Annotated in this window: 23 protein-coding genes; 4 read left to right on the top strand and 19 right to left on the bottom strand. The window is 71.3% G+C overall.

Annotated features, from left to right (window positions below; all coding sequences use genetic code 11):
* Positions 1-121 precede the first annotated feature (121 nt).
* On the top strand, positions 122-2,395 hold the full coding sequence (hypF, locus tag AC3EO4_RS19525) for a carbamoyltransferase HypF (RefSeq protein ID WP_379582758.1): 2,274 nt from the start codon (positions 122-124) through the stop codon (positions 2,393-2,395).
* A 116-nt stretch (positions 2,396-2,511) separates the two neighbouring features.
* On the opposite strand, the gene AC3EO4_RS19520 is transcribed toward hypF, so the two are convergent.
* The 18 genes from AC3EO4_RS19520 to AC3EO4_RS19435 all read right to left on the bottom strand — a co-directional run bounded on the left by AC3EO4_RS19520 (position 2,512) and on the right by AC3EO4_RS19435 (position 17,196).
* Positions 2,512-2,907 (bottom strand): hypothetical protein, encoded by a 396-nt coding sequence (locus tag AC3EO4_RS19520; protein WP_379582760.1) that lies wholly within the window; start codon positions 2,905-2,907, stop codon positions 2,512-2,514.
* A gap of 23 nt (positions 2,908-2,930) precedes the next feature.
* Entirely contained in the window at positions 2,931-4,145 is a 1,215-nt protein-coding gene (gene hypE / locus AC3EO4_RS19515; protein ID WP_379582762.1) for a hydrogenase expression/formation protein HypE, read from the bottom strand.
* A complete protein-coding gene (gene hypD, locus AC3EO4_RS19510) occupies positions 4,142-5,266 on the bottom strand; it encodes a hydrogenase formation protein HypD (protein ID WP_431896944.1) in 1,125 nt (374 codons plus the stop codon). Before hypD ends, hypE begins: the two co-directional genes overlap by 4 nt.
* Before the next feature lie 6 nt (positions 5,267-5,272).
* Complete coding sequence (locus AC3EO4_RS19505) at positions 5,273-5,551, bottom strand: HypC/HybG/HupF family hydrogenase formation chaperone (RefSeq protein ID WP_379582766.1); 279 nt, start codon at positions 5,549-5,551, stop codon at positions 5,273-5,275.
* Positions 5,499-5,891 (bottom strand): hydrogenase maturation nickel metallochaperone HypA/HybF, encoded by a 393-nt coding sequence (locus AC3EO4_RS19500; protein WP_379582768.1) that lies wholly within the window; start codon positions 5,889-5,891, stop codon positions 5,499-5,501. The genes AC3EO4_RS19505 and AC3EO4_RS19500 overlap by 53 nt, the downstream gene beginning before the upstream one ends.
* Positions 5,884-6,513 carry a hydrogenase maturation protease gene (locus AC3EO4_RS19495; protein WP_431896943.1) on the bottom strand — a complete coding sequence of 210 codons (630 nt, stop codon included), beginning with the start codon at positions 6,511-6,513 and terminating at the stop codon, positions 5,884-5,886. Before AC3EO4_RS19495 ends, AC3EO4_RS19500 begins: the two co-directional genes overlap by 8 nt.
* Positions 6,510-7,871 (bottom strand): hypothetical protein, encoded by a 1,362-nt coding sequence (locus tag AC3EO4_RS19490; protein WP_431896941.1) that lies wholly within the window; start codon positions 7,869-7,871, stop codon positions 6,510-6,512. Before AC3EO4_RS19490 ends, AC3EO4_RS19495 begins: the two co-directional genes overlap by 4 nt.
* The gene (locus AC3EO4_RS19485; RefSeq protein ID WP_379582772.1) at positions 7,868-8,509 is read right to left on the bottom strand and encodes a DUF6084 family protein; all 642 of its coding nucleotides are present in this window, start codon (positions 8,507-8,509) and stop codon (positions 7,868-7,870) included. The genes AC3EO4_RS19490 and AC3EO4_RS19485 overlap by 4 nt, the downstream gene beginning before the upstream one ends.
* Positions 8,502-9,131 carry a DUF5947 family protein gene (locus AC3EO4_RS19480; RefSeq protein WP_379582774.1) on the bottom strand — a complete coding sequence of 210 codons (630 nt, stop codon included), beginning with the start codon at positions 9,129-9,131 and terminating at the stop codon, positions 8,502-8,504. The genes AC3EO4_RS19485 and AC3EO4_RS19480 overlap by 8 nt, the downstream gene beginning before the upstream one ends.
* On the bottom strand, positions 9,128-9,697 hold the full coding sequence (locus AC3EO4_RS19475; RefSeq protein WP_379582776.1) for a NifU family protein: 570 nt from the start codon (positions 9,695-9,697) through the stop codon (positions 9,128-9,130). The genes AC3EO4_RS19480 and AC3EO4_RS19475 overlap by 4 nt, the downstream gene beginning before the upstream one ends.
* Before the next feature lie 13 nt (positions 9,698-9,710).
* The gene (locus AC3EO4_RS19470) at positions 9,711-11,498 is read right to left on the bottom strand and encodes a nickel-dependent hydrogenase large subunit (RefSeq protein WP_379582778.1); all 1,788 of its coding nucleotides are present in this window, start codon (positions 11,496-11,498) and stop codon (positions 9,711-9,713) included.
* A gap of 14 nt (positions 11,499-11,512) precedes the next feature.
* Positions 11,513-12,586, bottom strand: a complete 1,074-nt coding sequence (locus AC3EO4_RS19465) for an NADH-quinone oxidoreductase subunit B family protein (RefSeq protein ID WP_379582780.1) — start codon at positions 12,584-12,586, stop codon at positions 11,513-11,515.
* A 32-nt stretch (positions 12,587-12,618) separates the two neighbouring features.
* On the bottom strand, positions 12,619-13,305 hold the full coding sequence (locus AC3EO4_RS19460) for a D-sedoheptulose-7-phosphate isomerase (RefSeq protein WP_431896939.1): 687 nt from the start codon (positions 13,303-13,305) through the stop codon (positions 12,619-12,621).
* Entirely contained in the window at positions 13,302-13,556 is a 255-nt protein-coding gene (locus AC3EO4_RS19455; protein WP_431896937.1) for a HypC/HybG/HupF family hydrogenase formation chaperone, read from the bottom strand. The genes AC3EO4_RS19460 and AC3EO4_RS19455 overlap by 4 nt, the downstream gene beginning before the upstream one ends.
* Positions 13,553-14,167, bottom strand: a complete 615-nt coding sequence (locus tag AC3EO4_RS19450) for a D-sedoheptulose-7-phosphate isomerase (RefSeq protein WP_379582784.1) — start codon at positions 14,165-14,167, stop codon at positions 13,553-13,555. Before AC3EO4_RS19450 ends, AC3EO4_RS19455 begins: the two co-directional genes overlap by 4 nt.
* 271 nt (positions 14,168-14,438) lie before the next feature.
* Complete coding sequence (locus tag AC3EO4_RS19445; protein WP_379582785.1) at positions 14,439-15,290, bottom strand: universal stress protein; 852 nt, start codon at positions 15,288-15,290, stop codon at positions 14,439-14,441.
* Positions 15,291-15,363: 73 nt separating this feature from the next.
* Positions 15,364-16,071 carry a DUF3152 domain-containing protein gene (locus AC3EO4_RS19440; RefSeq protein ID WP_379582787.1) on the bottom strand — a complete coding sequence of 236 codons (708 nt, stop codon included), beginning with the start codon at positions 16,069-16,071 and terminating at the stop codon, positions 15,364-15,366.
* A gap of 114 nt (positions 16,072-16,185) precedes the next feature.
* The gene (locus AC3EO4_RS19435) at positions 16,186-17,196 is read right to left on the bottom strand and encodes an NAD(P)/FAD-dependent oxidoreductase (RefSeq protein WP_431896934.1); all 1,011 of its coding nucleotides are present in this window, start codon (positions 17,194-17,196) and stop codon (positions 16,186-16,188) included.
* A gap of 62 nt (positions 17,197-17,258) precedes the next feature.
* Here AC3EO4_RS19435 and AC3EO4_RS19430 point away from each other — a divergent pair, with 62 nt between their 5' ends.
* From AC3EO4_RS19430 to AC3EO4_RS19420, 3 genes are read left to right on the top strand one after another with little or no spacing between them, the layout of a single operon-like run.
* A complete protein-coding gene (locus AC3EO4_RS19430; RefSeq protein WP_431896932.1) occupies positions 17,259-18,512 on the top strand; it encodes a Tm-1-like ATP-binding domain-containing protein in 1,254 nt (417 codons plus the stop codon).
* A complete protein-coding gene (locus AC3EO4_RS19425; protein WP_431896930.1) occupies positions 18,509-19,330 on the top strand; it encodes a phosphoenolpyruvate hydrolase family protein in 822 nt (273 codons plus the stop codon). The genes AC3EO4_RS19430 and AC3EO4_RS19425 overlap by 4 nt, the downstream gene beginning before the upstream one ends.
* Complete coding sequence (locus AC3EO4_RS19420; RefSeq protein ID WP_379582795.1) at positions 19,331-19,738, top strand: cupin domain-containing protein; 408 nt, start codon at positions 19,331-19,333, stop codon at positions 19,736-19,738.
* A gap of 488 nt (positions 19,739-20,226) precedes the next feature.
* Here AC3EO4_RS19420 and AC3EO4_RS19415 read toward each other — a convergent pair whose 3' ends face one another.
* Positions 20,227-20,658 (bottom strand): type II toxin-antitoxin system PemK/MazF family toxin, encoded by a 432-nt coding sequence (locus tag AC3EO4_RS19415; protein ID WP_431896928.1) that lies wholly within the window; start codon positions 20,656-20,658, stop codon positions 20,227-20,229.
* Between the last annotated feature and the right edge of the window lie 11 nt (positions 20,659-20,669).

The raw sequence follows: 20,669 nt of genomic DNA, 5'->3' as shown, positions 1-20,669 counted from the left end.
GTGATCGCCGGTCGAACCGAGTTTCGGTCTGGAACAACACCGTATGGGCACCCGACCATAACTTGCCAAGACGTGGCAAGTCCCCTTCTCGCCGGAACCGGTCCCGGCGGACAATGAGGAGGTGAGCAGGCGTGTCCGCGCCACGGTGCTGGTCGAGGGCATCGTGCAGGGAGTCGGATTCCGGCCCTTCGTGTACGGCCTCGCCACCGGGCTCGGCCTCGACGGGCTGGTCGGCAACGACGAGCGCGGCGTGTTCATCGAGGTCGAAGGCGCCCACGCCAGCGTCGAGGAGTTCCTGGCGACTCTCAGGCGGCGCCCGCCCCCGCTGGCGCTGGTCGAGCGGATCAGCTCGGGGCTGATACCCGCCACGGGCGAGGCCGGATTCGTCATCGCGGACAGCGCCACGGGAGGGCGGCGGCGCGCGCTCGTCTCCCCTGACGTGGCCACCTGCGCCGACTGCCTGCGGGAGATGGACGACCCGGCCGATCGGCGCCACGGCTACGCCTTCACCAACTGCACCAACTGCGGTCCCCGGTTCACGATCGTCGGCGGCGTGCCGTACGACAGGCCGAACACCACGATGGCCGCCTTCGCCATGTGCGCGGACTGCGCCCGCGAATACCACGATCCGGCCGACCGGCGCTTCCACGCCCAGCCGGTGTGCTGTCCCGCCTGCGGGCCCCGGCTGCGGCTGCTCGACCGGGCAGGACAGGAGCTGCCCGGCGATCCCCTGGAGGAAACGGCGCGGCTGCTGCGCCACGGCGGCGTCCTGGCGATCAAGGGGCTCGGCGGCTACCACCTGGCCGCCGTCGCCTCCTGCGCGCCCGCCGTCGCCGCGCTGCGCGAACGCAAGCACAGGGAGGACAAGCCGTTCGCCGTCATGGTGGCCGACCTGGACGCGGCCCGCAGGCTGTGCGGCGTGGACGCGGCCGAGGAGCGCCTGCTCACCTCACGGGCCCGGCCGATCGTGCTGCTGCGCAGGCGCCCCGACGCCGACGTCGCGCCGCTGGTGGCGCCGGGCAGCCGGTGGCTCGGGCTGATGCTGCCCTACACCCCGCTGCACCACCTCCTGCTCCGCGGGGTCGGTACACCGATCGTGCTGACCAGCGGCAACGTCTCCGATGAGCCGATCGTGTACGCCGACCAGGACGCCCGCCCCCGCCTGGGGGGCATCGCCGAAGCCTTCCTCACCCACGACCGGCCCATCCACATGCGGACCGACGACTCCGTCCTGCGCGTCTTCCGCGGCGAGGACCTGCCGATCCGGCGCTCCAGAGGCTACGTCCCCCACCCGCTGACCCTGGCCTGGCCCTTCCCCCGGACCGTCCTCGGCTGCGGCGCCGAGCTGAAGCACACCTTCTGTCTCGCACGGGACGCCCACGCCTTCGTCTCCCACCACATCGGCGACCTGGAGAACTACGAGACGCTGCGCTCCTTCACCGAGGGGGTCGACCACTTCAGGCGGCTGTTCGACCTCGCCCCGGAGGTGGTCGCGCACGACCTGCACCCTGAGTACCTGTCCACCAAGCACGCGCTCGCCCAGGAGGGCGTCGACCTGGTCGGGGTGCAGCACCATCACGCGCACATCGCCTCCTGCCTGGCCGACAACGGCGTCGCGGGGCCGGTGATCGGCGTGGCGTTCGACGGTCTCGGCTACGGCGAGGACGACACGCTGTGGGGCGGGGAGTTCCTGGTGGCGGACCTGGCAGGCTTCCGCAGGGCGGGCCTTCTCGCGACGGTGCCGATGCCCGGCGGCGTGACGGCGATCAAGCAGCCATGGCGGATGGCCGCGGCCCACCTCGACGCGGCCTACGAGGGTGACCCGCCCGCCGGCCTCGATGTCGTACGGCGCAACGCCGAGCGCTGGCAGGCCGTCGTCGCGCTCGCCCGCCGGGGTGTCAGCGCCCCCCTCACCTCCAGCATGGGAAGGCTGTTCGACGCGGTCGCCACGATCGTCGGCGCTCGCGACGCGATCACCTACGAGGGGCAGGCCGCGATCGAGCTGGAGCAGCTGGCCGACCCGGAGGAACGCGGCGCCTACGGGTGCCGGCTGGCGGGGGAGGAACCGTTCGTCGTGCCCGGCGCCGAACTGGTCCGCGCGGTCGTCGAGGACCTGCGATCGGGCGTGGACCGGGCGGTGATCGCCGCCCGGTTCCACAACGCGATCGCGCACGCCGTCGCCGACGGGTGCGCCCGCCTCAGGCAGGCGCACGGGCTCGGCACGGTGGCGCTGTCGGGCGGGGTGTTCCAGAACCTCCTGCTGCTCGGCAGGGCCACGGACCTGCTGGAGCAGCGCGGATTCCGCGTCCTGACGCACCACCGGGTGCCGCCGAACGACGGCGGGATCAGCCTGGGCCAGGCGGCCGTCGCCGCGGCCCGTGACAGGCTCCGCTGAAACCCGGCTCGGCTGAAACCCGGCTCGGCTGAAACCCTGCTCCGCTGAACCGGCTCTGCCGGGATCGCGCTGAGACTGTCCGGCGCCCGTGTCACGCCGAGGCCGAGATCGGCAGGTCAGCCGCCCTGATCGCCCGAAGGCATGGTCGGGCTCTCGCCCTGGGCATCCTGCGGCCCGACACCGGTGGAGTCCTCGGCGGTCGACGTGCCGTAAGGCCGCCCCGACTCGCCCTTGACGCCCACGGTCTCCCTCCCGGCTTCCTGCTCCTCCTTGGCGATCTCCTCGGCCCTCCTGGACGCGCCGCTCTCGCCCACGCCGAGCGGAGAGCGAGCCTCGGTGTCGGTGGAGGATACGCCCGAGCGCTCCTCCTCGGACGGCTCCCGTCCGGGCCCCGGCGCGCCGGCCGCCTCCGGGTGGAAGGCCCGGTTGCCCGCTTGGACGGCCTCCTCGCTCCCATGTCCGACGGCGGGAGAGAAGCCGTGCCAGCCCTCCGGGCCGCTGGGTTTGGTCATGGTCATCACCTTCGTCATCAGATTCAGCAGATGCGGGGAAGCGGGTCGCCGACCAGCAGGTCGACGATGCGGGTGCCGCCGAAGGCGGTCTTCAGCAGCACGAGTCCTGGAGGGTCGTCCTTGACGTGGCCGATCAGCGCGGCACCCTCACCCAGCGGATGCGCGCGCAGGGCGGCGAGGGCGCCGTCGGCCGCCGCGCCGGCCACGACCACGACCATCCGGCCCTCGCAGGCGACGTAGAGCGGGTCGATGCCGAGGAGCTCGCAGGCGCCCCGTACGGCAGGCCGTACCGGGATGGCGTCCTCGTCGACGACCACGGCCACGCCGGAGGCGCGCGCGATCTCGTTGAGGATCGTCGCGACCCCGCCCCGGGTGGCGTCCCGCATGCAGCGCACCCCGTCCGCGCCCGGCGGGCAGGCGCCGAGCAGCGCGGAGATCAGCCCGTTCAGCGGGGCGGTGTCGGACGTCAGGTCGGCCTCGATGTCCAGCTCGCCTCTGGCGAGCATGATGGTGACGCCGTGCTCGCCGATCGGTCCCGACACCAGGACCGCGTCACCTGGACGCGCGGCCGCGACTCCGAGGCTGATCGGCCGGTCGAGCAGTCCGACGCCCGCCGTGTTGACGTAGCAGCCGTCGGCCTTGCCCCTCTGCACGACCTTGGTGTCGCCCGTGACGATCTGCACGCCCGCCGCGGCCGCCGCGGCCGCCATAGAGGCGGTGATGCGCCTGAGATCCTCGACGGGGAAGCCCTCCTCGAGGACGAACCCCGCCGACAGGTACAGCGGGCGGGCCCCGCACACCGACAGGTCGTTGACGGTGCCGTTGACGGCGAGGTCGCCGATGTCGCCCCCGGGGAAGAACAGCGGGGACACGACGTAGGAGTCGGTGGTGAAGGCGAGCCGGGTCGTGCCGATCTCCAGAACCGCCCCGTCCTCGAGCGGTTCGAGCAGCGGGTTGCGGAAGGACTCCAGGAAGACGGCCTCCACCAGGGTCTGCGTCGCCTTGCCTCCCGAGCCGTGGGCCATGGTGATGTGCTCCTCCTTCACCCTGGCCTTGCGGTGGCGCGCCCTGTCGATCCGTTCGAGCACCTGCTCCTCGCGGCTGGGCCCCTCGGCCTCGGCCGCGTGCTCGCGCACGGCCGCCTCGGCCCAGTCGGCGGTCCCGCCGATGCTGGTGCCCCCGAGATCCGTCCCGCCGAGTCCCGTCCTGTCGGTGCCCGTCCCCTCGATGCCGGTCACCTGGTCGCCTCCCTCACCCGCTCACGGGAGAACCGGCCGAAGTTGTAGTAGGCCGCGCAGGCACCCTCGGAGGAGACCATGCAGGTGCCGATCGGCGTCTCGGGCGTGCAGGCCGTGCCGAACACCTTGCACTCCCACGGCTTGAGCACACCCTTCAGCACCTCGCCGCACTGGCAGGCCTTCGGGTCTGCCACCCGGCCGCCAGGGATCTCGAAGATCTGCTCGGCGTCGAAGGCGGCGTACTTCTCCCGCATCCGCAGCGCGGAGTGCGAGATGAAGCCCAGGCCGCGCCACTCGAAGTAGGGCCGCAGCTCCATCACCTCGCTGATGACCCTGAGCGCCTTGACGTTGCCCGCCCACGGCACGACGCGCGCGTACTGGTTCTCCACCTCCGAACGCCCTTCGGCGAGCTGCACCAGGAGCATGTAGATCGACTGGAGGATGTCGAGCGGCTCGAATCCCGCCACGACGAGCGGTTTGCCGTAGTCACGCGCGATGAACTCGTACGGCCGGCAGCCGATGATCGTCGACACGTGGCCGGGCCCGATGAACCCGTCCAGCCGCAGGTCGGGAGAGTCAAGGATCGCCTTGATGGCGGGGATGACGGTGACGTGGTTGCAGAAGATCGAGAAGTTGCCGATGCCCTCGGCCGCCGCGCGCAGCACGGTCATCGCGGTGGACGGCGCCGTGGTCTCGAACCCGATGGCCATGAAGACCACGTGCCGGTCCGGGTTCTGCCTGGCCACCTTGAGGGCGTCCAGCGGCGAGTAGACCATGCGGATCGCCGCGCCCTGGGCCATGGAGTCGAAGAACGAGCCGCGCCCGCCTGGGACCCGCATCATGTCGCCGAAGGAGGTCATGATGACGTCGGGTTGCTCGGCGATGTGGATGGCGTCGTCGACCCGCCCCATCGGGATCACGCAGACCGGGCAGCCGGGGCCGTGCACCAGCGTGATGGTCTCGGGCAGGTAGTCCTCGAGGCCGTGCTTGTAGATGGTGTGGGTGTGACCGCCGCACACCTCCATGAACTTGTACTCCCTGCCCGGCTCGCACAGGCTCGCGATCTTCGCGGAGAGCGCGCGGGCCTTCTCTGCGTCTCGGTACTCGTCGACGAAGCGCATCGCGCCTCACCCCCGGTCGATCGATGATTCGCGGAGTGCCGCCAGCTCGTCGTCGTAGGCCTGGCCGATGCCCTCCAGGAAGTCCAGCGCGGCTCTGGCCTCCTCCTCGTCGATCTTCGACAGGGCGAAGCCGACATGGATGAGGATCCAGTCGCCGGGCTGGAGCCGTTCGTTCTCCAGCAGGCCGATGTTGATCGCCCGCCGTACGCCGCTGACGTCGACCTTCGCGAGGTCAGCGTGGTCGGGCAGGATCTCCACGATCTCGCCGGGGATTCCCAGGCACATGATGTCCCTCCGCCATCTGGATGGATTCGAGGACCAGCGTGTCGCCCCCCTGCAGGTCGACGTCTGCGCCGCCGCAGCCGCCGCACACCGCGAGCGCGTCGGCCGTGTCCTCCTGGCGCCCGCAGGTCCTGCAGGTGAGCCGGATGGGCACCACGACCAGGTCGATCGAGGCCCCGTCGGCGACCGTTCCCTGCGCGACCACGGAGAATGCCTGGTCGAGCGCGGGCCCGGTGATGCGGAGCAACGCTCCGGCGCGGACTTTGACGTGTGCCACCCGCCGTCCCACGGCACGGCGTTCGACCGCGTCGAGCACCGAGGCGGCGATGCCGAACTCATGCACCGCTCACATCTCCCGGATCTCGAGGTAGCGCTTGATGTCCGGCAGGGACTGCCACACCAGGACGCCTATCCCGGCCACCGTCATTGCGATCAGCACGCGTTTGAACATCGTGGACCCCTCCTTGTCGTTCCGGTACGGCCGGGTCGCGCACCAGGTCGCGAACCAGCTCGGCGGCATGGGGGACGGCCCGTGCCACCGCCTCGCTGAGTTCCATGCCCGGCGAGGTGTCGGCGGGCCGGCAGCCGACGAGCAGGATCCGGCCGGTGGTGACGCCGAACGCGCGGAGCAGGCCGAAGATCGCGTCCGGGGTCATGCCGTGGGCGTCGGTGAGCGCCCCCCTCGCGAGCACGTCGTCCACGGGCCCTGCCTCGTCGAGCGCAGGCTCGAGGACCGTCAACGTCCCCGGAGGCTCGTCCATGGGCACCGCGTCGATCAGGATCACCTCGTCGTAGCCGGTCAACAGCTCGTAGGCCAGGTGGATGCCGCGGATCCCGAAGTCGGCCACGACCACCCCCTCAGGCAGGCCCGCTTCCGACAGCAGCCGCCTGGCGACCTCGACGCCGAAGCCGTCGTCGCCGAGGAAGACGTTGCCGACACCCGCGACCAGGACCGTGCGGCTCATCCGTCCTCCTTCCCGCCCGAGAGCGGCTCGACCTCGTCGGGGGAGAAGTAGAGGAAGCGGCCCTGCTCGCGCTGCAGGTCGGCCCCCGGATCGTCGTCCAGCGTCACGGCCAGGTGGCGGACGCCGTCCACGTCGAGGAACACCGCCTCGACCGTCGCCCTCCGCCCGGCGAGGAACATGTCGTGGGCGTCGGCCCGCCGCGCGTGCGAAGTGCCGCGGCCGGGCAGCAGGCGCACCCCGCTGCCTCTGGCCAGCGTCACCCCGCCGACGACGACGCTGTCGGTCTCGGGGGACACCGCCCTGTCGGCTCCCGGATCCCACCACGGGAGGTTCTCGCGCTCGGCCGGGCGCAGGCAGTGGACGGCGCCGTGGAGCCGTTCGAGCACCTCGGGCGGCAGGTCGCCCACCCTGTCGATGATCTCGGCGGCCCGCGGGTCGGTCGCCCTGGCCTCGCGCTTCTCCGCCTCGGTGAGGGTGAGCGTGCGCAGGCTGAGCAGCTCGTCGATCTCGGTCGAGTCGAACAGCTCGCCCGGACTCTCCTGCGCGATCGACGGGTAGTCGTACAGGATGATCGGCGCGGACAGCATGACGTCGCGCCGTCCCTCCTGCCCGGCCAGCACCGGCCAGGTGCGCAGGTTCCTGCACGAGCGCGCCGCCTCCGCCGCCCACGCGGGCGGGTCGAGCAGCGACACGAACGCTCCTCCCTCGACCGCGAGCAGCGTGTGCGCGGCGATGAGGGAGCTGCGCAGCGCCTCGTCGCGCGAGGCCTCCGCATCGGCCCACTCCGTCGTGTTCTCCACCCGCACACGCAGCTTCACCAGCCCGTACGGCCCGTCGATCCGCTCGGCCCGCACCGCCAGCCTCGCGTCGACGCGCCGGTCCTCGCGCACGATGCGGCCGCTCGGCCCGCCGCCGGGTGCGGCGGGCAGCGGCTCCACCGTGCGCGTGGTGTCGTGCCCCACCTCGTAGATCCGCTCGGCGGCCAGCAGCTCCGCCAGCGACACCACCGTGTCGCGCTCCCGCTCGACCGCCTCGTCGAAGGTCAGATACGTCTCGCCGGCGACCTCGAGCGCGGGGACGGGACGGTAACCCGAACCCTCGGCACGTTCGACGGTCCTCGCCCGGACCTGCAGGAACCGCAGGCCGATCCGCAGGACAGCGTCCTCGCGGGCCTCGAGCAGGCACTCGGTCTGGCAGGCGGGGTGCTCGGCCGTCGCGGTGTAGGCGGGCGGCACCAGGACCCCGAACTGCCAGCGCGCCTGGTTCTTGGTGGCCGAGGCCCGGTACGGATAGAGCAGGTAGCCCTCGTAGAGCACCGCGTCGGCGACCTTGCGGGCGATCTCCATCGACGTGCTCATGGCGCCGCCTCCCTCGCCCTGGCCAGGAGCGCCTCGATGGTGTCGTCCCACGTGGCGAGCGCCTGGGCGGACTTGAACCGGTGCAGGCCGCGCAGCGTGTCCGTGCGCAGCCGCAGCCACCCCTCCCCGGGGAAGTAGCGGTCCATCAGCTCCCGCCAGACCGACACGGGCAGCCGATGGGCGCTCTCGCGGTCCCACGGCACCTGCTCGACGGAGAAACCGGCGGGCGTCCTGACGAACACCGTGCCGCTGAAGAGCAGCAGGAGCGGGATCTCGCCGTCGTCGAGGGCGGCGAAGTACTTGCCCGCCGCCACCTCCAGGTCGTAGGTGACCGGCACCGGCAGGTCGATCTGCGTCGCCCCCGTGAATCCTGGAACCATGGTGGAGACGATCGCGAACTGCAGGGGCTTGAGCGTCTCCCCCCAGCGGGAGGGCGCGCCGAACAGGTCGGCGAGCAGCTCGGACTCGGCGCCGGAGTAGCGGCGGCGGTGCGGCTCGATGCGGATCTGGCAGCGCAGCGCGATGGCGTGCACGGACCCTCCACCCGTCTCGGTGATCCGCAGAGGGAAGCGCAGCGTCGGCGCCGCCGCGTACCGGTCGGCGGTGGCGTCGAGGCAGGTGAAGCCGAGGTCAACCATGACCGGCTCGCACCTCGCGGCTGCGCGCCCGCAGCTCCTCGAAGAAGGCGTCGATGGCCTGCCAGACCTCCTGGCCGCCGTCGAAGCCCTTCCATCTGCTCCTGACCAGCCCGACCAGCTCGTAGCACGCGTCGATCGGCACCAGGTGGCACACGAAGCCGCCCGGCCGCCGGTCGACGAGCAGCGCCTCGACGTCGGGCGCCGCGTCGGCGAGCCCCGGATTGGCCGCCATGACCCTGTCCCAGGTCGGCAACGGCAGCTCCGACTCGGTGGCTCCCGCGGGGCTCGGGTAGAAGGCGACCGTACGGCCCAGCGCGGAGTTGTGGAAGAAGAACGCCATGCGCACCGGGATCTGCAGCTCGTCCCACTCGGCCGCCGACAGCATGAAGTCCGGCGCGTACAGGTAGCGGTCGGGCACCGCGAGGAACCTGCCCTGGGCGGCGCCCGGCACCGTGAACAGCAGGTAGCAGCTCCTGCACGCGCACAGCAGGGCGCGGCTCTCGACGTTCACCACGTGCCCGTGACGGGCGTCGATCGGTTCGGCGCACATCTCGCACCGCTCGCCCGCGACGGGAGCGGGGGAGGGGCGGGGCTCGCGGAAGCGGCGCAGTCCCGTGCTCATGGCGCCGCCGCCGTCTCCGGAACAGGGCACGGACCCGGAGGCCGGCGGGTCCCGATCTGGTACAGCGGCGTGTCGGGCTCGGCCACGCCGTCCACCTCGACCCCTGCCACCTCCGGCGCGGCCCTGGCGATCGCCTGCTCGATCGCCGTCGTCACCGTGACGCGCGAGGAGGGGCAACCGTGACAGGTGCCCGCCAGGCGCAGCCGCACGACGCCCGTCTCCTCGACGCCCACGAGCTCCACGTCTCCCGCGTGGCTGCCGAGATAGGGCCTGACGCTCTCCAGCGCCGCGAGCACGCGCTCCTCGGTGCTCAGCGGGTGCAGGTCGTGCACGACCAGCAGGCCGGCGACGAGCTCGTCGTCGGCGAGCCTGCGCAGCGTCTCGGCCTGCCCGGCGTCCGTGACGATCTCCATGATGCGCTCGAGCGCCGCGCCGTACAGCTCGACCAGCACGCGCACGAGCTCCTCGGCCTTGTCGCGCGTCACCTGGTCGCTGAGCGCGCTCAGCTCGGCGAGCAGGCTCTCCACGCGCTCGCCTGCCGCCCTGGCGTCGATGGTCTCAGGCATCGCCTCGACCCCGTCAGGACCCGCCGAAGGCGTGCGGGGTGTGCAGCTTCTGCAGTTGCTTGCCGCCTCCGAGGTACATGTGGACCCCGCACGGCAGGCACGGGTCGAAGCTGCGGACCGTCCGCATGATGTCGATGCCCTTGAAGTTCTCTCGCGTGTTCTCCTCGAAGATCGGCGTGTTCTGCACGGCGTCCTCGTAGGGTCCCGGCGTGCCGTACGAGTCGCGCACGCTCGCGTTCCAGGGCGTCGGCGGATACGGGTGGTAGTTGGCGATCTTCCCGTCCCTGATCACCATGTGGTGGGACAGGACGCCGCGCACCGCCTCGGTGAAGCCGCAGCTGATCGCCTCCTCGGGCACCGTGAACGGCGACCACGTCTGGGTGTGGCCCGCGCGTACCTCGGCCAGTGCCCGCTCGACGAAGTACAGCGCGCACGCGGCGGCGTACGCCTGGAAGTACGTCCTGGCCCTGTTGCGTTCGAGAGTGTTGGAGTACAGCTGGCCGCCACGCTCCGGGATCTTCCACTCGAACGTCCGCTCCGGCATGGTGGCCGTGCGGGGCAGGTTGATGAGCACGCTGTGCCCCGTCGCCTTGACGTAACCGATGTCGACGAGACCGGACAGCGCCGTCGACCACAGCCGGGCGAGGGGCCCGCCACCGGTGTCGAGCGCGAGCAAGTCCTTGCCGTCGAACCAGCGGGGCGACATGACCCAGCTGTACTGGTCGGTGAAGTCGCGCTTGCGCGGATGCGGGATCGTGTGCTGGTTCCACGGGTGCCGCATGTCGACCGGGTTGCCCAGCGGGTCGTGCGTGACGAACGGCTCCTGGTCCTCCCAGTCGTCGTAGTAGGAGCTGCCCAGCAGGATCCTGATCCCGAGGTTGATGTCGACGAGGTCGTTGGTGACGACCTTGCCGTCCACGATCACGCCCGGCGTCACGAACATCCGCCGGCCCCAGTCGCTCATGTTCTGGTAGGTGAAGTCGCAGTACTCCGGGTCGTTGAGGCTGCCCCAGCAGCCGAGCAGCACCCGCCGCCTGCCGACCTGCTCGTAGCCGGGGATGGCGTCGTAGAAGAAGTCGAAGAGGTCGTCGTGCATGGGGACCACGCGCTTCATGAACTCCACGTAGCGCATGAGCCTGGTCAGGTAGTCGGTGAACAGCTGCACCGTGGCCACGGTGCCGACCCCGCCGGGGTAGAGCGTGGACGGGTGCACGTGCCTGCCCTCCATCAGGCAGAACATCTCCCGCGTGGAACGGCTCACCTGCAGCGCCTCGCGGTAGAACTCGCCCTCCAGCGGGTTCAGCGAGCGCATGATGTCGGCGATGGTCTTGTAACCGTGCTCGCCCGCGTGCGGCGCCTGGGTGCGCTCGGCCTTCTGGAGGACTCCGGGGTTGGTCTCGCGGACCATCTTCTCGCAGTAGTCCACCCCGACCAGGTTCTCCTGGAAGATGTTGTGGTCGAACATGTACTCCGCGGACTCGCCCAGGTTGATGATCCACTCACCGAGGAACGGCGGCCGGACACCGTAGGCCATGTTCTGGTTGTAGACCGAGCACGTCGCGTGGTTGTCGCCGCAGATGCCGCAGATCCTGCTGGTGATGAAGTGCGCGTCCCTCGGGTCCTTGCCCTTCATGAAGATGCTGTAGCCGCGGAAGATCGACGAGGTGCTGTAGCACTCGGCGACCGACCTGTTCTTGAAGTCCACCTTGGCGTAGATGCCCAGGCTTCCCACGATCCTGGTGATCGGATCCCATGCCATCTCGACGAGTTCTTCGCCGGGCTGCTGTGGTGTGGTCGTCATGTCAGCCTCGCTGGTTACCAAGGGGCCTTGTAGCCCGTGAGCAGCTCGCGGCCCTTCCTGCGCCACTTGGGTTCCTTGTCGACGGTGCGCTCGGTGATGTGGCGCAGGGTGCGGATGACCGCGCCGTACGCGCTGCTGGCCGTCGAGGAGAGCTTCGCGCCCGGCGGCTCGTCCATGAAGGGCATGAACTTGTCCGGGAACCCCGGCATCGTGCAGGCGATGCAGATGCCGCCCACGTTGGGGCAGCCGCCGATGCCGTTGATCCAGCCGCGCTTGGGGACGTTGCACTTCACGACCGGTCCCCAGCAGCCCATCTTGACCAGGCACTTCGGCGAGCCGTACTCGGTGGCGAACTGGCCCTGCTCGTAGTAGCCGGCCCTGTCGCAGCCCTCGTGCACGGTCCTGCCGAACAGCCACGTGGGGCGCAGCGCCTCGTCGAGCGGGATCATCGGCGCCTGACCCGCGACCTGGTAGAGCAGGTACAGGATGGTCTCCGACAGGTTGTCGGGCTGGATCGGGCACCCGGGCACGTTGACGATCGGCAGTCCCGCCTTCGACTTCCAGTCCCAGCCCAGGTAGTCGGCGACGCCCATGGCGCCGGTCGGGTTGCCGGCCATCGCGTGGATGCCACCGTACGTGGCGCAGGTGCCCACGGCGAGGATCGCGGTCGCCTTGGGCGCGAGCCGGTCCAGCCACTCGCTGGTGGTCATGGGCTGCCCGGTCTCGGGGTTGTTGCCGAACCCGCACCAGTAGCCCTCCTGCTTGATCGACTCGTTGGGGATCGACCCCTCGACGACCAGCACGAACGGGTCCAGCTCGCCGCGGTCTGCCCGGTAGAACCACTCGATGAAGACGTCCGCGCCCTGCATCGGACCGCACTCGAAGTCGATCAGCGGCCAGTGCACGGCGATCTTGGGCAGGCCCGGCAGCGCCCCGAGCGCGATCTCCTCGATGCTCGGTTGGGTGGCGGCGGTGAGCGCGACGGAGTCGCCGTCGCAGCTCAGCCCCGCGTTGATCCACAGAATATGGACGAGCGGCTCGTCCTGCGTCTGTGATGTGGTCTTCTGCGACTCCGTCGGCGCGCTCATGCGCCTCACCACCCTCGCGGGTCTGGGTCTGTTCAGCTGGAACGCGGCGGCGGTACCGTGCCCCGCCGCCCGAGCGCATCCTGGGTGAGCTCCCAGAGCGCGTGGTAGACCGTGGTCTGGGCCTCCTGGATGCGGTGCACCGAGGTCGACGGCACCACGAACAGGTGGTCGATCGTGCCCAGCTCGGCCATCTGGCCGCCGTCGTAGCCGGCCAGCCCGACGGTGATCATGCCTCGCCTGTCGGCCTCCTGGAAGCCGGCGATGAGGTTGCGGGAGTTGCCGCTGGTCGACAGCCCGAACGCGATGTCCCCCGCGCGGCCCGACGCGGCGAGCTGCCGGGAGAACACCACCTCGAATCCGATGTCGTTCGAGAGCGCCGTCACCACCGCGACGTCCGCGGTCAGGGCGAACGCGGGCAACGGCCTGGCCGTGCCGCCCGGGTTGAGGAACAGGGCGGCCACGTCCTGGGCGTCGGTGGAACTGCCCCCGTTGCCGAAGGCGAACAACCGCGCACCCCCGTCGAAGGCGGCCGCCATGGCCTGCGCGCAGGCGGCCATCCGCTCGCCGTCCCGCTCCAGCACGCTCTGCCGCAGGGCGACGATCTCGTTGGCCTTGTCGACCGTGGACTGCCGCACCGCGGTCATCACGGCCTCCAGGTCGGTGCCGCCGGAGTAGAGGAACGGGTACAGCGACTCCATCGGTTCCTCGGGCGCGCTCACGTCGTCACCTCCCCGGTCACCGCCTGTCCGAGCACGACCTGCCCGACGACGGCGATGGCCTCCTTGGCGTGGACCAGGACCGTGTCGCCCACCTGTGCCTCCACCAGGGCGACGCTCACCTCCTCGCGGCCCTGTCCGGTGTCCACCTCGGCCATGCCGTCCTCCAGCAGCCGGACCACCGTCACGGGCACGGCCTCGTCGGAGCAGGTGACGCACACCTCCTCGTGGCAGGCGCTCTCGTAGGCGCTCATGCGACCACCCTGGGATCCAGCACGCCCGGCTGCTCGAAGAAGACGTGCACCAGCTCCCACAGGATGTGGTACGTCGTGACGTGCACTTCCTTGACGACACGGGGGTCGTTCGACCTGGCGACCATGACGTGGTCGACCGACGCGCTCCGCGCGATCTCCCCGCCGTCACCGCCGACCAGCGCCAGCGTCAGCAGGCCGAGCTCCTTCGCCGTCTCCAGCGCCCTGAGCACGTTCACGCAGTTCCCGTACGGCGAGACCCCCAGCGCCATGTCGTCGGGAACCGCCAGATGCCGCAACTGATGCGCGAAGACCTCGTCGAACCCCTCCGTCGCGGCGATGCCCGTGATCGCGGCCACGTCGCCGGTGAGCGAGAACGAGGGAAGCGCGCGCTTGCCCACGATCACCGGATGGACGAACTCGACCGCGATGTGCTGGGCGTCCGTGGCCGCCTCGCCGTTGCCGAAGACGATGAGCCTTCCGCCGCCGTGGAAACGCCTCGCCATGGCATGACAGGCGCGCGCCACGGTTTCGGCCTCTCCTGCGAGCCCGCGAGCGGGTTCCACCCGGCGTGCGAAGACCTCCGGAACGGAGGCCAGGACCGTCTGGCCCATAGCGGACCACTTCCCCCACGTTGAGCGCTTCTTGGTTCTCGTGCTGAAAGGTCCCCTGCTTACCGACCGTACGCCGAGGCGGGACGGCCGGAAGAAAACAGATGTTGGATATTTCGCAAAGTCCGGACCGCCGCCGCAGAAGGGCTCCTGAGCTGCGGGAACGCGCCGTTCTTTCGGCCGTCGAACGCCGTCCCCGCGCCGGGCCGCCACCCGGGCAGGCCGATCCCCCATGACCGGTCGTGCCCCTCGTGGACGCCCCGAGTGCCGCCGGTCAGACCGGCCGGCGGATGACGGCCAGCGGCACCGGCGAGTGGTGCAGCATCGCGTGGCTGACCGAGCCGAGCACCAGACCCTTCAGGCCACCGCGACCGCGCGAGCCGACCACCAGCAGGTCCGCACCGCGCGCGGCCTCACGTAGCGCGTCGACGGGGTGGCCCTGCACGATCTCCTTGATCACCGTCACGTCCGGGTACCGCTCGCTCCAGCCCGCCAGCGTCTCCTCCAGCTGGCGCACCTCGTTCCTCTCGTCCTCGAAGAAGTCGTCGGGCACCGCCTGGAATCCGCCGCCCGTCTCGTACCTGTTCCACACGTGGACGGCCCGCAGGGCGGCCCCGCGGAGCGCGGCCTCCGCGAAGGCGAACGTCAGCACGTGCGCGGTCCACGGCGAGGAGTCCAGGCCGACCGCGATCTCCCCGGAGGAGACGGCGGGAGTCTCCCGCACGACGACCACGTCGCACGGGGTGTGTCCCGCCACGCCGTAGGCGACCGAGCCGACCAGCAGGCCGCGCACGGCGCTCAGCCCGTGGTTGCCGACCACCAGCAGCTCGGCTCGCTCGCTGGCCCTGATCAGCGCCGCGCGCGGGTCGCCGGGGAGGATCTCCGCCTCCACCGTCAACCCCGGATGCTCGCGCAGGGCCCGGTCGACACCGGCCGCGAGCACGGTCTGCGCGCCCTCGCGCATCCAGCGGGCGACCCCCGCGTACCGGCCCTGCTCGGTCTCGACCGCCCAGCGATGGATGGCGTGCACCACCCGCAGCGGCACACGGCGCAGCGCGGCCTCGGCCGCGGCCCAGCCGACCGCCTCCAGACCGGCCCGTGAACCGTCGACCCCCACCACGATCATGATCACTCCTCCGCAGATGTCCCCATGAGAGCAGCAGGAGCCCGGACGGCGTAGGGCCGAAGGTCCCCTGCTCTCATCTTTCGCCGGCCGACGGGTACGGCCATGGATTGGGCAGGCAGCTCTCGAGGGACTTCGACTGCTGCACCATGACGGGCGCGGGCCTGCCCCTGCCGGGACAGCCGACGTGATGATGGCCGAGGCCGTGGCCGACCTCGTGGTTGATGACGTACTGGCGGTAGGCGGTCAGGTCGCCGCGGTACGACTCCACGCCCCTCGCCCAGCGCACGGCGTTGATGACCGACCTGCGGCCGTTCCAGCACGACAGCTCGCCGCCGGTGCGCAGCGGCAGGCACTGCGCGTCCGTGGTCAGCGGGCTGGTCAGGGCGACGCTCAGCCGTGTGGGACCGTGGTCGACCCGCCGGAACCTGCCCCAGCTGCGCGGATCGTTCAACGTCGCGTGCACGCTCGCCGCGAACTCCTGAGGGGAGAAGGGCAGGCCGCCTTCCACCTCCACCTGGTAGCGGACCGCCGCGCCGCGGCCCTTCCTCGGCGCGGCGCCGCCCGCGACCACCCGGTACCTGCCGCTGCCCCTGTCAGGCACCTTGACGGGCCGCTTCGCCTTGACCAGGCGGGGTGGCGAGGCGGCCTTCGGCGCGGGAGGGCGTGCTCCTGCCCGCGACACCTCGGCGGGCTCCGGCGTGGGAGGGGGCGGTTCGACCCGCGACACCGCGGCCGGCGCCCCGCACTCGGTGAGCAGGAAGAATACGACACCGAGCGCCACAGAGCGCACATCATCCCCCTCGAGTCACTGGGGGAGATCTGATCATAAACCGTATTGCGCCAGGTCGAGCGGAGGTTTGTCACCTGTCGCGAGCGTGGCGGCGAGCATCCCCGCTTAGGGGCCCGCGGTCAGCCCGTAGGCGCTCAGCCCCGTCACGGCCACCACCCCGTCGGCGACCCTGGCGATCAGCGGCCTGCCGGAGGCCGTGACGGGACGCAGGCCGACCCGCGTCCCGGTCACCGTGGCGCAGGCCAGGCCTGGAGCCACGCCAAGCGCGCCAGACAGCACCTCGGCCATGCCCGCGACCGTGACCCGCGGGTCGAACCCGGCCTCCTCCACCGTCGCGCCCATCACCAGCCGCCCTTCAGGAAAGCCCAGGAGGTAGGGGCCCCGCACGGGCAGCACGATCGGCCAGGCCGCGGTGTCGGCCCCCGGCACGGCGGCGTGGACGATCTGCCCGCGCCGGGGAAAGACCGGCACCTCGACCCCCAGCGGGCGGCACAGCTCGCCCGTCCACGCGCCCGCCGCCACGATCACCGCGTCGGCCGCCGGCTGGGCGACCGGTCCGCGTGCCGCCGGTTCCGTGGCGGGCGAGGCGACCACCACCGTGCCGTCTGGCGCGAGGCTCGCCGATCCGCGGAGGACGGCCGCGCCCCGCCGTACCGCCGCCGCCAGCAGGCCGTCGCGGACCGCGCGCCCGTCGACGCGCGCGGCACCCGGCACGAACAGCGCCTTCAGCCCTGGAGCCAGCGGCGGGAACAGCTCGGCGGGCCTGTCGACCTCGGTGACCTCGCCCATCTCGGGTGCCCCTGCCCGCCTGGCGGCCAGCAGCGCGCGCACCGGCTCCAACTCGGCCCGCTCCCCGGCCACCAGCAGCGCGCCCACCCTCGCGTGAGCGCCCCCCTCAAGGGGCAGCCCGCCGTAGTGCCGGGCGCCCTCACGAGCCAGCAGGTACCAGCCCTCGTCGTCCTCGTGGTCCACCCACGGGCACACGATGCCCGCGCCCGCCTGCGTCGCCGCCCCCGCTCGCTCCTCGTCGACCACGGTGACGGCGACGCCGCGCGTGCTCAGGTGGTACGCGGCGGCGGCGCCGACGATTCCGCTCCCGATCACGGTGATCCTCATCCCTCGATGATCTCAAAGAGGTTAGGTTGGCGAGGAGTGGGTCAGAACCGGAGGTGGGCGGAATGGCAGTGGTGCTGATCGGGACACTCGACACGAAGGGACCCGAGTACGCCTGGCTGCGGGAGCGGCTGATCGAGCTCGGCAGCGAGGTGATCGTCGTCGACGTGGGCGTCGGCCGGGAGAGCGTCGGGCCGAGCAGCGAGTTCGGCGCTCCGGCGGCCGCCTCGGCCGAGGACATCGCCAACGTCCGCGTCGCCGCCGCCGCGGGCGTCGACCTGGCCGCCCTGCGGGCCTCGGGCGACAGGGGAGCGGCCGTCACCGCCATGGGCGAGGGCGCCGCCGTCGTGCTGGCCGAGCTCTACGCCGAGGGCCGCCTCGACGGGGTCCTCGCCGTCGGTGGCAGCGGCGGCTCGTCCATCGCCGCGCGCGCCGTCCGGGACCTGCCGATCGGGCTGCCCAAGCTGATCGTGTCCACCATGGCCTCAGGAGACGTGTCACCCTACGTCGGCGCGAAAGACGTCACGATCATGTCCAGCGTGGTCGACATCGCGGGAATCAACCGGGTCTCCCGCCTCACCCTGGGCAACGCGGCCGCCGGCATCGCGGGCATGGCGTCCTCCTATGCCGCCTTCCGGGCGACGGCCGAGGATCGCGAAGACGACAGGCCGCTGGTCGCGGCGTCCATGTTCGGCGTGACCACTCCCGCCGTCGACGCCGCCCGCGAGCGCCTCACCGAACTCGGCTACGAGGTGCTCGTCTTCCACGCCACCGGAGCGGGCGGCAGGGCCATGGAGAGCCTGGCCGCCGACGGCCTGCTGGCCGGCGTCCTCGACCTGACCACCACCGAACTGGCCGACGACCTCGTCGGCGGCGTCCTGTCCGCGGGCCCCGACAGGCTCACTGCCGCAGGACGGCAGGGCGTGCCCCAGGTGGTCGCGCCGGGCGCCCTCGACATGGTCAACTTCGGGCCCGCCGACAGCGTCCCCTCCCGCTTCGAGGGGCGCGCGTTCTACGTGCACAACCCCACCGTCACGCTCATGCGCACCACCGCCGAGGAGATGGCCGAACTGGGCCGGCGCGTCGCCGCCAAGCTGGCCGCCGCGACCGGGCCCACCGCCCTGTTCGTGCCGCTTCGCGGCGTCTCCGCGCTTGACGCGCCCGGCATGCCGTTCCACGACCGGAAAGCGGACGACGCCTGCTTCGAGGCGCTGGCCGCCTACCCGGGCGTCATCCGGCTCGACCTGCACATCAACGACCCGGCGTTCGGCCGCGCGATGGCCGACACGCTGCACGACCTGATCAGGGGTGAGGGATGAACCGCCAGACCGTCCTCGAACGGCTCCGCCGTACCGTCTCGGCGGGCAGGCCGGTGATCGGCGCGGGCGCGGGCACCGGCCTGTCGGCCAAGTGCGCCGAGGCGGGCGGCGTCGACCTGATCATCATCTACAACTCGGGGCGCTACCGGATGGCAGGGCGCGGCTCCCTCGCCGGGCTGCTGCCGTACGGCGACGCCAACCAGATCGTCGTCGACATGGCGAGCGAGGTGCTGCCCGTCGTCAAGGACACGCCCGTCCTGGCCGGGGTGTGCGGGACCGACCCGTTCAGGGTGATGCCCCGCTTCCTCGACTCGCTCAAGGCCATGGGCTTCGCCGGGGTGCAGAACTTCCCCACCGTCGGCCTGTACGACGGCATGTTCCGGCAGAACCTCGAAGAGACCGGCATGGGCTTCGACCTCGAGATCGAGATGGTACGGCTGGCACACGAGCGTGACCTCGTCACCGCCCCCTACGTCTTCGACGCCGCCCAGGCCCGCGCCATGGCCGAAGCCGGCGCCGACGTACTCGTGCCGCACGTCGGGCTCACCACCAAGGGCTCGATCGGCGCGGGCACCGCCATGTCACTCGACCAGGCCGTCCTCGCCGTCCAGGAGATGCGCGACGCGGCGGCGGCCGTCCGACCCGACATCCTCGTGCTGTGCCACGGCGGGCCGATCGCCGAGCCGTCCGACGCCGCCTACGTCCTGTCCCGCACCAAGGGGGTCGTCGGGTTCTTCGGCGCCTCGTCCATCGAGCGGCTGCCCACCGAGACCGCCATCACCCAGCAGGTCACCGCGTTCAAGAATCTGGAGATCTAGATGCTCGTGAGCCCATCCCAGGTGCCGACGATGACCTTCGACTGGGGGTCCATCAAATGGTTCGTCACGCCGGGCGCGATCCCGGGGGCGGGCAGCACGCTGGGCGAGGTCATCGTCAACCCCGGCCGGGGACACGCCCGCCACAACCACCCCCACGCCGAGGAGATCATCTACGTCATCTCCGGAGAGGCGATGCAGATGGTGGACGACGGGGAGCCGTTCCCGATCAGGGAGGGCGACACCGTGCACATTCCGGCGGGGGCGTTCCACTCGACGTTCAACACGACGTGGCGGCCGTTGCGGCTGATCGTCACGTACACGCCCGGCGGGGAGGAGAAGGCCCTGGAGGGAGCGCCGGACTACTGCCTGCACGCCCCGGACGTCATCGCCGAATGGCGCCAGGCCTGACCGGCCACCCTGCACCCTGGCGGCCCCCGGGTTGCCAGGCGCGGCTCGCCCGGTAGACCTTCCAGGTCGTCCTGCCGTGCCATGGCCCGTGGCGGACTTCTGCCGTCGTCACGTGACGTGATGTGAGCCCTGCGGACCTCGCTGTCGGCACCACGTGCCATGACCGGGCGCACGCCGCTCTCTTCACGGTGTGGTCCGGCCGGGCGGACCTTCGCTTCTCGGCGTTTCAACGCAGGGCCACGCCCGCAAGGCAGGCCGGGCCGCGGCCGGGAGGCAGGCGGGAAACTCGCCCGCACGAGACGGCTCGCACCCGTCGATGCGCGCACCTGCGACCACGACTCGACCGCCTGGACGATGTGGCTCGGCTGTCAGGTGGTCGGCCGTCCTGCGACCACGATGCGACTCGACCGCCTGGACGATGCGGCTTGGCTGTCAGTGGTCGGCCGTCCTGCGGCCGCGGCGAAACTGGACCGCCCGCGCGACGCGGCTCAGCCGTCGGCCGCCCAGCCGTGCGTCCGCATGAGCATCTTCGCGACCACGGCGAACCTGTCGGGGCGCAGCACCGCGCCCTCCCGCCTGATGTCGTCCTCATCCAGGGCGAATACGCGATCCAGACGCAGGTAGGACACCCGCCCGTCGCTGCCCCACGAGCCGATCTCCAGCCACTCCGGGCCGTCGCCGCCCTTGCTGGACAACATCATCCCCAGCAGCCTGCGCCCGTGGCGGCCGACCACCAGCAGCGGCCTGTCCTTGCCCCGGTCGGGATCTTCCTCGTACGGCACCCACGCCCACACGACCTCTCCAGGATCGGCCATGCCGTCCAGATCGGGGGAGTAGGCCAGGGACGCCGCCCGGTCCACCGAGTAGATCTCCCTCACCGCGCCGCGGACGGGACGCGGGTCATCCTCGTGATCTCGCACATGCGGAGCCT

This window comes from Nonomuraea sp. bgisy101, from assembly GCF_057708945.1.
The sequence above is the reverse complement of the archived record's forward strand: the minus strand, read 5'-3'. Positions and strand labels throughout refer to the sequence as shown.

Coding starts and splice junctions, on each gene's coding strand:
- AC3EO4_RS19520 (WP_379582760.1), bottom strand. CDS start 2,907: ATGACCAAACCCAGCGGCCCGGAGGGCTGGCACGGCTTCTCTCCCGCC.
- hypD (WP_431896944.1), bottom strand. CDS start 5,266: ATGCGCTTCGTCGACGAGTACCGAGACGCAGAGAAGGCCCGCGCGCTC.
- AC3EO4_RS19505 (WP_379582766.1), bottom strand. CDS start 5,551: ATGTGCCTGGGAATCCCCGGCGAGATCGTGGAGATCCTGCCCGACCAC.
- AC3EO4_RS19495 (WP_431896943.1), bottom strand. CDS start 6,513: ATGAGCCGCACGGTCCTGGTCGCGGGTGTCGGCAACGTCTTCCTCGGC.
- AC3EO4_RS19490 (WP_431896941.1), bottom strand. CDS start 7,871: ATGAGCACGTCGATGGAGATCGCCCGCAAGGTCGCCGACGCGGTGCTC.
- AC3EO4_RS19485 (WP_379582772.1), bottom strand. CDS start 8,509: ATGGTTGACCTCGGCTTCACCTGCCTCGACGCCACCGCCGACCGGTAC.
- AC3EO4_RS19480 (WP_379582774.1), bottom strand. CDS start 9,131: ATGAGCACGGGACTGCGCCGCTTCCGCGAGCCCCGCCCCTCCCCCGCT.
- AC3EO4_RS19475 (WP_379582776.1), bottom strand. CDS start 9,697: ATGCCTGAGACCATCGACGCCAGGGCGGCAGGCGAGCGCGTGGAGAGC.
- AC3EO4_RS19470 (WP_379582778.1), bottom strand. CDS start 11,498: ATGACGACCACACCACAGCAGCCCGGCGAAGAACTCGTCGAGATGGCA.
- AC3EO4_RS19465 (WP_379582780.1), bottom strand. CDS start 12,586: ATGAGCGCGCCGACGGAGTCGCAGAAGACCACATCACAGACGCAGGAC.
- AC3EO4_RS19455 (WP_431896937.1), bottom strand. CDS start 13,556: ATGAGCGCCTACGAGAGCGCCTGCCACGAGGAGGTGTGCGTCACCTGC.
- AC3EO4_RS19450 (WP_379582784.1), bottom strand. CDS start 14,167: ATGGGCCAGACGGTCCTGGCCTCCGTTCCGGAGGTCTTCGCACGCCGG.
- AC3EO4_RS19445 (WP_379582785.1), bottom strand. CDS start 15,290: ATGATCGTGGTGGGGGTCGACGGTTCACGGGCCGGTCTGGAGGCGGTC.
- AC3EO4_RS19435 (WP_431896934.1), bottom strand. CDS start 17,196: ATGAGGATCACCGTGATCGGGAGCGGAATCGTCGGCGCCGCCGCCGCG.
- AC3EO4_RS19430 (WP_431896932.1), top strand. CDS start 17,259: ATGGCAGTGGTGCTGATCGGGACACTCGACACGAAGGGACCCGAGTAC.
- AC3EO4_RS19425 (WP_431896930.1), top strand. CDS start 18,509: ATGAACCGCCAGACCGTCCTCGAACGGCTCCGCCGTACCGTCTCGGCG.
- AC3EO4_RS19420 (WP_379582795.1), top strand. CDS start 19,331: ATGCTCGTGAGCCCATCCCAGGTGCCGACGATGACCTTCGACTGGGGG.